This is a genomic window from Allobosea spartocytisi (assembly GCF_014764685.1).
Classification (GTDB): domain Bacteria; phylum Pseudomonadota; class Alphaproteobacteria; order Rhizobiales; family Beijerinckiaceae; genus Allobosea; species Allobosea spartocytisi.
In genome coordinates this window covers 100385-115325 of sequence record NZ_JACXWY010000002.1, presented here as the reverse complement: position 1 = coordinate 115325, position 14941 = coordinate 100385, and the positions used below count along the sequence as shown (strand labels likewise).

Here is a 14941-nt window from a genome sequence, read left to right as displayed (position 1 = left end):
CAAGCAGGAGAGCCGTGATGACCGTCCGTTTCGAACCGCCCTTTCCAGAGCAGAAGCAACCGACGCCGGGCAGAACCGACGCGATGACGCCGCGGCCCGACCATGGCGAAACGAGCTATGTCGGCTCGGGGCGTCTCAAGGGCAAGCGGGCCATCATCACCGGCGGCGACAGCGGCATCGGCCGGGCCGTCGCCATCGCCTTCGCGCGGGAAGGAGCCGATCTCCTGATCTCCTATCTCAGCGAGGACGACGATGCGGCCGAGACCGCCCGCTGGATCGAGGAGGCCGGGCAGAAGGCGGTGCTGATGCCCGGAGATATCCAGCACCCCGCCCATTGCCGGGCCATCGTCGAGCGGGCGGCAGATGAGCTCGGCGGGCTCGACATCCTCGTCAACAACGCCGCGCATCAGGCGAGCTTCGATGCGATCGAGGAGATTTCCGACGAGGAATGGCAGCTCACCTTCGCCGTGAACATCCACGCGATGTTCTACCTGACCAAGGCCGCCGTGCCTCACATGAGGCCGGGCTCCTCGATCATCAACACGGCCTCGGTGAATGCGGACAAGCCGAATCCGAGCCTGCTCGCCTATGCGGCGACCAAGGGCGCCATCCAGAATTTCACCGGAGGCCTGGCGCAAATGCTCGCAGGGAAGGGCATCCGCGCCAATGCGGTGGCGCCGGGGCCGATCTGGACGCCGCTCATCCCCTCGACGCTGCCGGCGGAGAGCGTGAGCCAATTCGGCAAGCAGGTGCCGATGCAGCGCCCCGGCCAGCCGGCCGAACTCGCGACGGCCTATGTCATGCTGGCCGATCCGCTCTCCAGCTACGTATCGGGCGCGACCATCGCCGTGACCGGCGGCCACCCGATCATCTGAGGCACATCCGAAAGACGAGGGCGAAGCCTTGGCCGGAAAGCTGCAAGCCTATCGCGCCAAGCGCGATTTCCGGAAGACGAAGGAGCCGAGCGATGCGAGCGCGGTGGCTCCCTCCAACCGCCTGCGCTTCGTCATCCAGAAGCACGACGCGACGCGGCTTCATTACGATCTCCGGCTGGAGCTGGACGGGGTGTTCAAGTCCTGGGCGGTGACCCGGGGCCCGTCGCTCGACCCCGCCGACAAGCGCCTCGCCGTCGAGGTCGAGGATCACCCGCTCGCCTATGGCGATTTCGAGGGGACGATCCCGAAAGGGCAATATGGCGGCGGCACGGTCCAGCTCTGGGATCGCGGCTACTGGGAGCCGGAAGGCAAGCTGAGTCCGCAGCGCCAGCTCGAAAAGGGCGATCTCAAATTCACGCTCGACGGCAAGCGGCTGAAGGGCAGCTTCGTTCTGGTGCGGATGAAGCATGACCGCGATGGCGGCAAGCGTACCAACTGGTTGCTGATCAAGCACCGCGACGCACACGCGGTCGACTCCGGCGGCGACGCCGTCCTGAAGGCCGAGACCTCGGTGGCCTCGGGCCGGACGATGGATGCCATCGCGGCCGGGCGTGGACGCTCGCCCAAACCTTTCCTGCTGGCCGAACAGGCCATCGATGCGGGCGCCGTCTGGGACAGCACCGAGGGATCGGCGGCGGATGCGCGCGCGGGCAAGCCGGCACGGACCGAGCCGGCCAGCCGAACTCCAAAAGCGGGGTGCACCGCTCCGGCCGCCCTGCCCGATTTCGTTCCGCCGCAGCTCTGCCAGAGCGTCGAGCGGCCGCCGGCGGGGAGCGGCTGGATCCATGAGATCAAGTTCGACGGCTATCGCATCCAGGCGCGCGTCACCGGGGGCAAGGCCACGCTGAAGACGCGCAAGGGCCTCGACTGGACGAAGAAGTTCGGCGCCGTGGCCAAGGCCTTCAAGGACCTGCCGGATTGCATCATCGATGGCGAGGTCGTCGCGCTCGATGACCATGGCGCGCCTGATTTCGCGGCGCTCCAAGCCGCACTCTCCGAAGAGAAGACCGAGAATCTCGTTTTCTTCGCCTTTGACCTGCTCTTTCTGGATGGCGAGGATTGGCGCGAGCAGCCGCTTCTCGCCCGCAAGGAGAGGCTGGAGGCGCTGCTGCGCGACGCGGCCGACGGCGTCACCCTGCGCTATGTCGAGCATTTCGAGACCGGTGGCGACGCCGTCCTGAAATCCGCCTGCCGCCTTTCGCTCGAAGGCATCGTCTCGAAGCGGGGCGACGCGCCTTATGTCTCCGGCCGTAGCGACAGCTGGGCCAAGGCGAAATGCCGGGCCGGCCACGAGGTCGTCATCGGCGGCTGGGCGACGACGGCAGGCCAGTTCCGCTCGCTGCTCGTCGGCATCCATCGCGGTCCGCATTTCATCTATATCGGCCGGGTTGGCACCGGCTATGGCGCGGCCAAGGTCGACGCGCTGCTGCCGCGGCTGAAGGAGCACGCAGCCAAGGCCTCGCCCTTCACCGGCAAGGGCGCACCGCGACGAGCTCCGGGCGTGCATTGGGTCGAGCCGGTCCTCGTCGCCGAGATCGAATTCGCGGGCTGGACCGGCGACGGCATGGTCCGGCAGGCCGCCTTCAAGGGGCTGCGCGAGGACAAGCCGGCAGCGGAGGTCGAGACCGAATTGCCGGCGCCACCCACGGAAACCGCGCCGCCGAAGCCCGTATCGAGACGCGGCGGGCGGGTCGATATTCTCGGCGTGCCGCTGTCCAAGCCCGACAAGCCGCTCTGGCCGGATGCCGAGGACGGCAGGCCCGTCACGAAGCTCGACCTCGCCCGTTATTTCGAGGCTGTCGGCGCCTGGCTGCTGCCGCATATCCAGGGCCGGCCGTGCTCGCTGCTCAGAGCACCTGACGGGATCGAGGGCGAGGTCTTCTTCCAGCGCCATGCGGGGCTCGGCACATCGAACCTGTTCGAGCTGGTGAAGATCTTCGGCGACAAGAAATCCTATCTCCAGATCGACCGGATCGAGGCCCTGATCGCGACCGCCCAGATCGGCGGAATCGAACTGCATCCGTGGAACTGCCGGCCCGGCGAGCCGGAGGTGCCGGGGCGGCTGGTCTTCGATCTCGACCCGGGGCCGGGCGTATCCTTCGATGCGGTGATCGCGGCGGCCAGGACCATGAAGGAACGGCTCGAAGCGCTCGGCCTCGTCAGCTTCTGCAAGACCACCGGCGGCAAGGGCCTCCATGTCGTGACACCGCTGGCGAAGCCCGGCCGCGGCGGCCTGGACTGGCCGGCCGCCAAGGACTTCGCCCGCCGCCTCTGCGCGGCGATCGCTGCCGATGAGCCCGAGCGCTATGTCGTCAACATGGCCAAGCGCCTGCGCAAGGAGCGGATCTTCCTCGATTATCTCCGCAACGATCGCATGGCGACGGCGGTGGCGCCGCTCTCGCCGCGCGCAAGGCCCGGCGCCCATGTCTCGATGCCGCTGACCTGGACGCAAGTGAAGGCGGGGCTCGACCCCGCCCGCTACACGATCCGCACGGTTCCGAAGCTCCTGACCACGAGCAAGGCCTGGGACGATTACGACGAATCCGAGCGGCCTCTCGCCGAGGCGATCAGGAAGCTCGGTCGCTCCTGATGCCGGGCGGAACGGATCGGGAGACGATGCGTTTCGCGTCGGACTGGAGTGAGCAAACATGGCCCAGCGGACATTCTGGAAAGGCTATCTCAAGCTCTCGCTCGTGACCTGTCCGGTCGCGATGATGCCGGCGCATTCGGAGAGCGAGAAGGTCCGCTTTCACACGCTCAACCGCAAGACCGGGCATCGCATCCAGAGCCGCTTCGTCGACGCCGTCACCGGCAAGCCGGTCGCCGAGGACGACGAGGTCAAGGGCTATCCCAAGGGCGATGACGACTATGTCATGCTGGAGGATGACGAGCTCGACGCCGTCGCGCTGGAGAGCACGCGCACCATCGATATCGAGGTTTTCGCGCCGCGCTCTTCCGTCGGCTGGATCTGGTACGACACGCCGCATTACCTCGTGCCCGACGGCAAGATCGGCGACGAGGCCTTCTCTGTCATCCGCGAGGCGATGAAGTCGACGAAGACCGTCGGCATCTCCCGCGTCGTGCTCTATCGGCGCGAGCGGGCCGTGCTGCTGGAGCCGCGCGACAAAGGCATCGTGCTGTGGACGCTGCGCTATGGCGACGAGGTCCGCGACGAGAAGGACTATTTCGCCGATGTGAAGACAGCCAAGCCCGAGCCCGACATGCGCGCGCTCATGGAAAAGCTGATCACGTCTCGCACCAGGGACTGGTCGCCCGATCTGGTGCAGGATCCTGTCCAGGACGAATTGTTGAGCATCATCAAGGCCAAGCAGAAGGGCCGCAGGCCGGCCCGGAAAGCCACGCCGGTGGCCAGCGAGGGCAACGTCGTCAGCATCATGGATGCGCTCAAGCGCAGCCTCGAACCACGGAAGTGATCAGCTCGCCTTGCGCCGCGGCTCGGCCTTGGCGGGTTTGCGTTTCGCGGTCGATTTGACGCCGGATGTCTGGCCGGCCTTGGCGCTCTGCCGGAGGGCGTCGAGCAGATTGACGACCTTCGCCGGCTCGGGGCGCTTCGCCGGCTTGATTGTCCGCCCCTCGATCTTCGCCTTGACCAGCTCGGCCAGCGCGCTTTCGTAGCGATCGTCGAAGGCCTTGGGGTCGAAGCGACCTGCCTTGGTGCGGATGATGTGCTCGGCGAGCTCCAGCATCTCGCCCTCGATCTTCAGCTTCGGAATGTCGTCGAAGGCGCTCTGCGCCGGCCGGACCTCATAGTCGAAATGAAGGGTCGTCGCGACCATGCCGGCCTCATGCGGGCGGATGAGAATCGATCGCATGCGCCGGAAGATCACGGTGCGCGCCAGGGCGGCCGCATCCCGGCGCGCCATGGCGTCGCGGATCAGGCCGAAGGCTTCGGCGGCGACCGGCGTGCTCGGCGTCACGTAATAGGGCCGATCGAGGTACAAATCGTCGATCTCGCCGCAAGGCAGGAAGGTCGCGACGTCGAGAACCTTGTCGCTGTCGGGAATGGCCTCGGCGATCTCCTCCGGCTCCAGGACGATGTAGTCGCCGTCGCCGCGGTCATAGCCCTTGACCTGGTCTTCCTTCTCGACCGGCTTTCCCGTGACCTCGTCGACGAACTGGCGGTGGACCCTGTTCCCGGTCTTGCGGTTCAACATATGGAAGGAGATGCGCTCACTGGTCGAGGCCGCCGTGTAGAGCGCCACCGGGCAGGTGATTTCGGCGACTTTGAAGACACCCTTCCAGATTGCGCGCGGCGCCATGTCTCCAGCCTCGACATCAGAGCAATGATTGCGAGGAAGGAACGGCCCAGTCCGGGCGATGGTTCCGATGCCGGAACGAGTCGATCCATCACGATCGGCTTGCCTCGGGGCCCTTGCGCCAGCGGCACCGTGCGCGTTCTGTCGCGCTCCAGGCTCGCTTTGCATGGGGTGCTCGCCTCTCCGCAAGGTGCGGGTCGTATCGTCTCACCCGTATTCCGCCGTATTGACGCGATAGGCGCAATCGGGAATTGAACGTTATCGACCGCCTGCAAGAAGGACTGTCCATGTCGGCCCAGCGCGCCCGCTCCCCGTCGCGTTTCGCCCTGCCCGGTCTTCTGCTGTGCGCCACGGCCCTGGCCGGCTGCAATCAGGAAAAGGCGGCGGCGCCTCCGGTGCAGCCTCAGGTCCAGGTCAGCGTCGTCGTGCTGCATCCGCAGCCGGTCGCGATCACCGCGGAACTGCCCGGACGCGTCTCGGCCAATCTCGTCGCCGAGGTCAGGCCGCAGGTCAACGGCATCATCAAATCGCGCCTCTTCAAGGAGGGTAGCGAGGTCAAGACCGGGGACGTCCTCTACGAGATCGACCCTGCGCCCTACCAGGCCACCCTCGACAGCGCGGTCGCGGCCCAGCAGAAGGCGGAGGCGGCCGTCGCCAACGCCCAGATCCGGGCCAACCGCTATCAGGAGCTGTTCCAGCGCAACGCCGGCAGCCGCCAGGACATGGACGACGCCAACGCCACGCTGGCGCAGGCCCAGGCCGATGTCGCCTCCGCCAAGGCGAATGTGGAGACCGCCCGGATCAATCTCGCCTACACGAAGGTCACGGCGCCGATCGACGGACGCATCGACAAGTCGGCGCTGACGCCCGGCGCGCTCGTCACCGCAAACCAGGCCACCGCATTGACGACGATCCGGAAGCTCGAGCCGATCAATGTCGACGTCACGCAGTCGAGCACCAACCTGCTGCGCTTCCGCGACGACATCGCTTCGGGGAAGCTGCGCTTCACGGGCCTCAACGTGGCGGTGAAGCTGAAGCTCGATACCGGCACCGAATACAACCAGTCCGGCAAGCTCGAATTCGCCGAGGCCAATATCGACCCGACGACCGGGACGTTCTCGGTGCGCGCCGAGTTCCCCAATCCCGACCGCATCCTGCTGCCGGGCATGTTCGTGCGGGCCGTGATCCAGGAAGGCGTCGCCGAGAACAGCTTCCTGCTGCCGCAGCGCGGCGTGGGCCGCAACACCAAGGGCGAGGCGACGGGCAAGTTCGTCGGGCCGGACGGCAAGGTCGAGGAGCGCGTGCTGGCCACCCGCCGCAACATCGGCAACAACTGGCTGGTGGACAGCGGCGTCAAGGACGGCGAGCAGCTCATCGTCGAGGGCGGCCAGCTCGTCCGGTCCGGCCAGACCGTGACCGTCAGCGAGGTCTCCATCGACGAAGCGACGGGTGAGCTCAAATCGGCCAACCGGCGGGCGGAAGCCAGCCCCAGCACGGTCAAGAACTGACCATGTCGCGCTTCTTCATCGAGAGGCCGATCTTCGCCTGGGTCGTCGCCATCGTGATCATGCTGGCGGGCGTGCTCGCCCTGCGGACCCTGCCGGTCTCGCAATATCCGCAGATCGCGCCGACGACCGTGCAGATCAGTGCCAATTATCCGGGCGCCGACGCCCAGACCGTCGAGAACTCGGTGACCAAGGTCATCGAGCAAGGCATGACCGGCGTCGACAACCTGCAATACATGACGGCGACCTCGACCTCGACCGGCAACGCCACGATCACGCTGACCTTCACGAACGCGGCCGATCCGGACGTGGCGCAGATGCAGGTGCAGAACAAGCTCGCGCTCGTGACGCGCCAGTTGCCCCAGGTCGTGCAGAGCACCGGCGTCACCGTCGCCAAGGCCGCGACCGGCTTCCTCATGGTCGCAGCCTTCGTCTCCAGCGACGGGCGGCTCTCGACCACGGACCTCGCCGACTATGTCGACTCGACGCTCAACGACACGCTGAAGCGCGTCGAAGGCGTCGGCACGACCCAGCTCTTCGGCGCCGGCTACGCGATGCGCATCTGGCTCGACCCCGACAAGCTGCAGAAATACGCGCTGATGCCGGGCGACGTGATCAACGCGATCCAGGCCCAGAACGTGCAGATCTCGGCCGGCCAGCTCGGCGGGCTGCCGCAGGTCAAGGGCCAGCAGCTCAACGCGACCGTGACCGCGCTCAGCCGCCTGCAGACGCCGCAGCAGTTCGAGAACATCATCCTCAAGAGCGGCACCTCGGGCTCGATCGTCCGGATCAACGATGTCGCGCGCGTCGAGCTCGGCGCCAAGAGCTACGACACGGTCAGCTTCTACAACGGCAAGCCGACGACCGGCCTCGCGATCAGCCTCGCCACCGGCGCGAACGCGCTCGACACGGCGGCCAAGGTCAAGGCCACCATCGAGCGGCTGGCGCCGACGCTGCCGGAGGGGGTCGAGGTCGTCTATCCCTACGACACCACGCCCTTCGTCCAGCTCTCCATCGAGAAGGTGGTGCACACGCTGTTCGAGGCGATCCTGCTCGTCTTCGTGGTGATGTTCGTCTTCCTTCAGAGCCTGCGCGCGACGGTGATCCCGATGCTCGCCGTGCCGGTCGTCCTGCTCGGCACCTTCGGCGTGCTCGCCGTCGCCGGCTATTCGGTGAACACCCTCACCATGTTCGCCATGGTGCTGGCGATCGGCCTGCTCGTCGACGACGCGATCGTCGTGGTCGAGAATGTCGAGCGCGTGATGCACGAGGAAAAACTCGGCCCCAAGGAAGCGACGATCCGCTCGATGGGCGAGATCACCGGCGCGCTCGTCGGCATCGCCACGGTGCTCTCGGCGGTGTTCGTGCCGATGGCCTTCTTCGGCGGGTCGGTCGGCGTGATCTACCGGCAGTTCTCGGTGACGATCGTCACCGCCATGATCCTGTCGGTCCTCGTCGCCATGATCCTGACGCCGGCGCTCTGCGCCACGCTCCTCAAGGCGCCCGGCGAGCACAGCAAGACATGGGCTCCCTTCGCCTGGTTCAACCGCAATTTCGACCGCACCACCAATGGCTACCGCAACGGTGTCGGCGGGATGATCAAGCGACCGATGCGCTTCCTGCTCGTCTTCCTGCTGATCGGCGGCGGCATGGGCTATCTGTTCGCGCGGCTGCCCAGTTCCTTCCTGCCCGATGAAGACCAGGGCGTGCTGTTCACGCTCGTGCAGCTTCCGGTCGGAGCGACACAGGACCGGACGCTCAAGGTGCTCGACGAGGTGCGCGAGCACTACCTGACCAAGGAGAAGGATCTGGTCGAGGGCGTCCTGACGGTCGGCGGCTTCAGCTTCAGCGGCCAGGGGCAGAATGTCGGCCTCGCCTTCGTGCGGCTCAAGCCCTTCGAGCAGCGGCCCGGCAAGCAGGCGACGGCGCAGGCCATCGCCGGGCGCGCGATGGGCGCGTTCCGCACGCTGAAGGACGGCTTCGCCTTCGCGCTGGCACCGCCCGCCCTGCAGGGCTTCGGCAACACGTCGGGCTTCGATTTCTACCTGCAGGACGTCGCCGGCGCCGGCCATGAGCGGCTGATGCAGGTCCGCAACCAGCTCCTCGGCCTCGCCGGGCAGAGCAAGCTGCTCACCGGCACCCGGCCGAACGGGCAGGAGGACCAGCCGCAATACTCCGTCACCATCGACCAGGAGAAGGCGAGCGCGCTGACCCTGTCGCTCGCGGACGTCAACACGACGCTCTCGGCCGCCTGGGGTTCGGCCTATGTCAACGACTTCATCGATCGCGGCCGCGTGAAATCGGTCTATGTCCAGTCGGATGCGCCCTTCCGCATGCAGCCTCTGGATGTCGGGCGCTGGTATGTCCGCAACCAGGAGGGAGGCATGGTGCCGTTCTCGGCCTTCGCCTCCGGCCAGTGGAGCTATGGCTCGCCACGCCTCGAACGCTATAACGGCGCCTCGGCGGTCGAGATCCAGGGGGCGGCCGCGGCCGGCGTCAGCTCGGGCGCGGCGATGGACGAGATCGACCGGATCGCGAGCCAGCTTCCGACCGGCTTCGGGCATGAATGGACGGGGTTGTCCTATCAGGAGCGGCTGTCGGGCAGCCAGGCCGTCGCGCTCTACGCGCTGTCGATGCTCGTCGTCTTCCTGTGCCTGGCCGCGCTCTATGAGAGCTGGTCGATCCCCTTCGCGGTGATGCTGTGCGTGCCGATCGGCATCTTCGGCGCGCTCGCGGCGGCGACGCTGTTCGGCCAGAGCAACGACGTCTACTTCAAGGTCGGCCTGCTCACCACGATCGGGCTGGCGGCGAAGAACGCCATCCTGATCGTCGAGTTCGCGATCGAGCAGGAGGCGTCCGGCAAGGGGCTGATCGAGGCGACGCTCGAAGCGGCACGCCAGCGCCTGCGCCCGATCCTGATGACCTCCTTCGCCTTCATCCTCGGCGTGCTGCCGCTCGCGGTTGCGACCGGCGCCGGCTCCGGCAGCCAGAACGCGATCGGCATCGGCGTGATGGGCGGCATGATCGCGGCCACCGCCATCGGCGTCTTCTTCGTGCCGTTGCTCTATGTCGCCGTGGTCCGCCTCGTCCGGCGGATGCGCGGTCAGGGCAAGGATACCAAGGAAGCCGAGACGGCGGCCTGAGGCTCTGCCCTTGGCCGAAACCACTCCGTCATTCCGGGCGCCGCTCTCGCGGCTTGTCTGGAATGACAGCGTGCATCCTGCTCTCACTTTTTGATGAGAGACGGATTCAGATTTCAGACGGAAACACTTGTGATTCCATCTGAAATCGTCCTGCACTCACTTACGCCAGCTCGCGCCGCCGACAGCGCTCTCAGGGCGCGAAGGCGAGCGGGCGACCCGTCTGCGGATGCTGCAGCACCGTCATCCGCACGCCGTAGATCGCCTCGAGCTCGGCGGGACGCATGATCGCGTCGGGCGCTCCGCGCGCGATCATGCGCCCCGAATGCAGGGCGACGATCTCGTCGCAATAGTTCGCCGCCATGTTGACGTCGTGCAGCACGACGACCACGCCGATATTGCGCTCCTGCGAGAGGCGCCGCACCAGCGCGAGCACCTCGATCTGATGCGCGACATCGAGCGCCGAGATCGGCTCGTCGAGCAGGAGATATTCCGCATCCTGCGCCACCAGCATGGCGAGCCAGACGCGCTGGCGCTCGCCGCCCGACAAGGTGTCGACGAGCCGGTCGGCGAAACGCGCGACATCGGTCAGCGCCATCGCCTCCCTGACCTTCTCGCGGTCCCGCTCACCGAACCGGCCGAGCGCGCCGTGCCAGGGATAGCGGCCGAGCGCGACGAGCTCCTTTACCAGCATGCCGGAGGCCGGCGGCGTCTGCTGCGGCAGATAGGCGACCTTGCGGGCGAAGGCGCGGTCACCCCAATCCGGCAGCGCCCTGCCCTCGAAGCGGATGGTTCCGCCGGACACCGGCTGCTGGCGGGCCAGAAGCTTGAGCAGGGTCGATTTGCCCGAGCCGTTATGGCCGATGAGCCCGACGACGCGGTGGCCGGGCAAGGTCAGGCTCAGCGGCTCCAGCAGCACGCGGCCGGGGATCGCGAAGCTCACCGCGTCCAGCGCAAAGAGCGGCTGCGGCACGGCCGGCTGGAGCGCGGCGGAAGGAGAGGCTGTCTCGAGCATGTGCGTCATCGTTCCTTCTGGAGCATCGGCCCGAAAACTGGCATGCGGTTTCCGGAAAAATCCGATGCAAAAACAAAGATCTACGGCATCGGGCTGAATACGATATTCGGTCCGATGCCGTAGGCGGTCGAACCCGGTTCAGTCGCGCTCGCGCTCGACCGCGGCGTGGCCCCGGCGCCAATACGCCGCAACGAGGTGGCGATCCCTGGCCATGCCGCGCTCCTTGCGCAGATAGGTCCTGATCGCACGGGCGGAGGCCTGCTCGCTGCCGATCAGGGCATAATGCGCCCCGCCTTGCGGCCATTCCACCGCCCGGATGGCCCGTTCGAGCAGATCGGTCGAACCCGCTTCGGCGCCGTTGCGATGCAGCCAGCGCAGATCGAGCGTGGCGGCGGAAGCGATCGGTTGCTCCTCCCGCGCATCGGCGACCTCGATACGCAAGATCGCCTTCGCACCAGCCGGCAGGCTTTCCGCGAAACGCGCGATCACCGGAAGCGCAGTTTCGTCGCCGCCGAGCAGGTAGCAATCGGCCGGGACGATCTCGCCGCCGCCCGGCCCCATCAGGCCGACGGTGTCGCCCGGCCCGGCCGTACGCGCCCAGACGGAGCCGGGCGTGTCCTCATGCAGCACGACATCGATATCGACCTCGCCGCGGGCATGGTCGAGGCTGCGGATGGTGTAGACGCGCGTCGTCAGCTCGTCCTCGCCCTTCGGCCAGAGCACGCGGCCATCGGGCGCCAGCGACGGCCAGACGGGCGCCCTGCCCTGCGGCGGGATCAGCACCCGGACATGCAGGCCACCCGTCTCGAGCTGGCCGACATCCGCGACCGCAAGCGTGACGCGCCGCATGCGTGGGGTGACCGGGCGGCTCGCACGCACGGTCGCCTGATGGAAATACGGAATCGCGGTGAGGTCGCAGCCATCGCCGCTCCAGAGGAAAGCGGGTGCCGACCCTTCAGTGCATTCGGCGATGTGTTCGGCCAGCAAGGAGCGGGCGATGAACAGGTAATTCAGCTGATCCGACGCGGCATGCAGGTGCAGCGCCTGCGCCCCGGCCTCCATCTCGACGGCGCCCATCCGGCTCTCGAAGCGGCCGCGGGGTCCGTCCCGCGTCACGGTTCCGCGCTCCGTGAGACGCTCGCAGAGATGATCCAGCAGCGCGTGCGGATCGGGCAGCGCGATCGAGGTCGATGCGGTGAAAAGGATCGTCTCAGTCATGGCTTTCCGCTCCGCGGCTCAAGAGCCAGATCAGGTAGGGGCCGCCGATCAGGGCGGCGAAGAGCCCGACCGGGATCTGGTAGGGGTAGATGACGACGCGCGAGAGCCAGTCGGCCAGCACCATGACGCCTGCGCCCAGCGCCATCGCCGCGGCAAGCTGATGACGGCCCTGGGCGAAGCCGGAGAGCCGCGCCAGATGCGGAGCGACGAGGCCGATCAGGCTCAAGGGCCCGATCAGCAGCGAGGCGATGCCGGTAAGCGAGGCGGCGAAGGTCGCCAGCACCAGCCTTCCAACGCGGCGCGGCAGGCCGACCGCAAGGCTCACCCCCTCCCCCAGCGGCAGGATGTCGAGCCAGCGCGAGAACAGGAACAGCGGCAGGCAGAGGGCGGCGCAGCTCGCGACCGCGATCCAGGCCTCGGCGGCGCCGACCCGGTTGGTCGAGCCGGACATCCAGACCAGCAGCAGGTAGCCGCGCCTATCGCCCTGGGCGAGCACCGTCGAGACGACCGCCATCGACAGCGCTCCGAGTGCGACGCCGGCCAGCAGCAGGCGCGACGGCCCCGTCCCGGCCCGGCCGGCGATCAGCAGCATGGCGAGGAGCACGGCGAGCGAGCCGCCGCCGGCTCCGAGCGCCATCGTCCATGGCGTGACGGTGCTGCTCAGAAACAGCACCAGCGCCAGACCGACGCCGCCGCCCGCGCTGACGCCGAGCACATCCGGCCCGGCGAGCGGATTGGCGGTGAGGCGCTGCATCAGCGTGCCGGCCGCCGCCAGCATCGCGCCGGCGAAACCCGCGGCGACGATACGCGGGCCCCTGAAGGGCAAAAGATCGGTGAAGAGCGTGCCGGTCGCGAGGCTCCAGCCATTCGGACCGCGCCCGAGCACGAGCGCGCCGAGGGTAACGATGGCCGCCACGGCCATGAGGGTGGACACGGCCAGCACGGGCCGGCGGACGCGGCTCGACTCGCGCCAGCCGGATGTCATCTGCGGCGGCACGGTCGGCGGGATGCGCCCGAGCATCCAGAGCAGCAGCGGGCCACCGAGCAGCGCTGTCGCCGCGCCGGTCGGGGCGAGATCGGCCGTAGCCGAACCGAGGATCTGCACGGCGCTGTCGGTGAAGGAGACCAGGACGGCGCCGGCCAATGGCGCCGCGATCAGGCGATCGCGCAGGCGCCGCGCCCCGAGCGCCCGCGCCAGGATCGGAGCGGCGAGCCCGACGAAACCGATGATGCCGATTTGCGCGACCACCGTCGCCCCGAGCCAGACCGCGACGACGAGGACGGCCAGCCGCGCCGCCAGCAGCGCGACGCCGAGACTGCGGGCGCTGGCGTCGTCGAGCGCGAGCAGGGTCAGGGGCCGCAGCAGGGCGAAGGAAGCGGCAAAGCCGAGGAGGAGACGCGGAGCCAGCGCGAGCGGGACGTCCCAGCTCTGCTGGTTGAGCGAGCCCGCGCCCCAGATGAAGAGGGAGAAGAGATAATCGCCCTTGGCCAGCACCACGGCCGCGCCCAGCGCCGCCGCCACCAGCGAAACCACCATGCCGGAGAGGATGACGGTGACCGGGTCGAGCTTGCGCCGCCAGCTCAGCGCCAGCACGAGCGCCACGGCCGCCGCCCCGCCCGCGAAGGCCGTCGCCTCGCGCGAGAAGGCGATCAGCGCCGGCGCGAAGGCCGTGGCCATGGTGAGCGCGAGCTGGGCGCCCGCGGCGAGGCCGAGCGTCGAGGGATCGGCGATGGGGTTGCGCAGCACCTGCTGCAGGAGCAGGCCGGCAAGGCCCAGCGCCGCGCCGCAAAGCAGCGCCGTGACGAAGCGCGGCAGCAAGCTGTGCCAGAGCAGGATCTGCTCCAGCGGCGCGACGATGGCCGGATCGCCCGGCAGCGGCGCGTGGGTGGCGAGCACGGCGGCGAAGGGCAGCGCGACGAGCGCGAGCGCCGCCAGCGCGGCCGCGAAGGGCCGATGCAGGAAGAGCGGCCTAATCACGCTTCGCCGCTCCCGCCCGTTCGAGGGCCGCCGTCAGCAGGCGGGCGAAGCGACGCGCCGCCGGCAGGCCGCCATAGGGGTCGATCGAGCCCAGCGTCAGGACGCGGCCGGCCCGGACATTCGGCAAGGCGTTCCAGAAGGCGCTGCGTCCGAGCAGGCGCGAGGCATCGGCCGGCACGGGCGGGATCATCACGATCCAGGCCTCGGGCACTCGCGCCAGTTCCTCCAGCCCTACCGGCGCCATGGCGGAATAATTGGTCGGCTCGGTCCAGGCATTGGCGATGCCGATCCGGGCCAGCACCGCGCCGAACATGCTGTCGGCGCCAAAGACGCGGAAATGGCGGGCATCGCCGAGATTGATCGGGATGACCGGCAGGGCGTCGAGAGCCTGGAGCCGCTGCCGGCAGGCATCGAGCTCGGCCTGGGTCTCGGCGATATAGCGCCCGGCCCGTTCGGCGATGCCGAGACGGGCACCGATCGCACGCGTCATCGCCTCCGCCGCCGGGAATGGATCGACGCCCGGCGCATAGAGCGTGAAGCTCTCCACCGGCGCGATCAGGCGCAGGCGCGGCACTGAGGATTCATAGAAATGCGAGATGTAGATCAGCTCCGGCCGGGCGAGCTGCAGCACCTCGTAATTGACCGTGCCGCGCAGGCCGAGATCGGCAACGCTCTCCGGCACCGGCGGCTCGACCGCGACCTCGCGGAACTGGACAAGCTCGGTCGCAGCCACCGGCGGGCGGCCGAGCGCCAGCAACGTCTCCAGCACCGCCCAGTCGATCGTCGCGACACGCAGCGGCGCCTGCCCCCGCCCTGGCGATGCCAGGCCGAGCAGCGCGGGCAGAGCAAGCATCGCGCGCCGGGTCATGCCGG

10 protein-coding genes are annotated in these 14941 nt (G+C 68.2%); 5 read left to right on the top strand and 5 right to left on the bottom strand.

Going from position 1 to position 14941, the window contains the following annotated elements; genetic code table 11:
• The first annotated feature begins 17 nt into the window (after positions 1-17).
• From IED13_RS03385 to ku (IED13_RS03375), 3 genes are read left to right on the top strand one after another with little or no spacing between them, the layout of a single operon-like run.
• On the top strand, positions 18-875 hold the full coding sequence (locus tag IED13_RS03385; RefSeq protein ID WP_191123381.1) for an SDR family oxidoreductase: 858 nt from the start codon (positions 18-20) through the stop codon (positions 873-875).
• 28 nt (positions 876-903) lie between these two features.
• Positions 904-3525: a DNA ligase D gene (ligD, locus tag IED13_RS03380; RefSeq protein ID WP_191123380.1), complete on the top strand. Its 2622-nt coding sequence runs from the start codon at positions 904-906 to the stop codon at positions 3523-3525.
• A 58-nt stretch (positions 3526-3583) separates the two neighbouring features.
• Entirely contained in the window at positions 3584-4369 is a 786-nt protein-coding gene (gene ku, locus IED13_RS03375) for a non-homologous end joining protein Ku (protein WP_191123379.1), read from the top strand.
• Here ku (IED13_RS03375) and ku (IED13_RS03370) read toward each other — a convergent pair whose 3' ends face one another.
• On the bottom strand, positions 4370-5215 hold the full coding sequence (ku, locus tag IED13_RS03370; protein ID WP_191123378.1) for a non-homologous end joining protein Ku: 846 nt from the start codon (positions 5213-5215) through the stop codon (positions 4370-4372).
• Positions 5216-5499: 284 nt separating this feature from the next.
• On the opposite strand from ku (IED13_RS03370), the gene IED13_RS03365 reads away from it, so the two are divergent.
• Together IED13_RS03365 and IED13_RS03360 are read left to right on the top strand one after the other, a co-directional pair.
• On the top strand, positions 5500-6720 hold the full coding sequence (locus IED13_RS03365) for an efflux RND transporter periplasmic adaptor subunit (protein ID WP_112761810.1): 1221 nt from the start codon (positions 5500-5502) through the stop codon (positions 6718-6720).
• A gap of 2 nt (positions 6721-6722) precedes the next feature.
• Entirely contained in the window at positions 6723-9860 is a 3138-nt protein-coding gene (locus IED13_RS03360; RefSeq protein WP_113255065.1) for an efflux RND transporter permease subunit, read from the top strand.
• Positions 9861-10050: 190 nt separating this feature from the next.
• Here IED13_RS03360 and IED13_RS03355 read toward each other — a convergent pair whose 3' ends face one another.
• The 4 genes from IED13_RS03355 to IED13_RS03340 form a co-directional block, all read right to left on the bottom strand.
• Complete coding sequence (locus IED13_RS03355) at positions 10051-10872, bottom strand: ATP-binding cassette domain-containing protein (protein ID WP_191123377.1); 822 nt, start codon at positions 10870-10872, stop codon at positions 10051-10053.
• 138 nt (positions 10873-11010) lie between these two features.
• The gene (locus tag IED13_RS03350) at positions 11011-12090 is read right to left on the bottom strand and encodes a siderophore-interacting protein (protein WP_191123376.1); all 1080 of its coding nucleotides are present in this window, start codon (positions 12088-12090) and stop codon (positions 11011-11013) included.
• Positions 12083-14068 (bottom strand): Fe(3+)-hydroxamate ABC transporter permease FhuB, encoded by a 1986-nt coding sequence (gene fhuB / locus IED13_RS03345; RefSeq protein WP_191123375.1) that lies wholly within the window; start codon positions 14066-14068, stop codon positions 12083-12085. Before fhuB ends, IED13_RS03350 begins: the two co-directional genes overlap by 8 nt.
• Positions 14061-14936, bottom strand: a complete 876-nt coding sequence (locus tag IED13_RS03340) for an ABC transporter substrate-binding protein (protein WP_191123374.1) — start codon at positions 14934-14936, stop codon at positions 14061-14063. The genes fhuB and IED13_RS03340 overlap by 8 nt, the downstream gene beginning before the upstream one ends.
• Positions 14937-14941 lie beyond the last annotated feature (5 nt).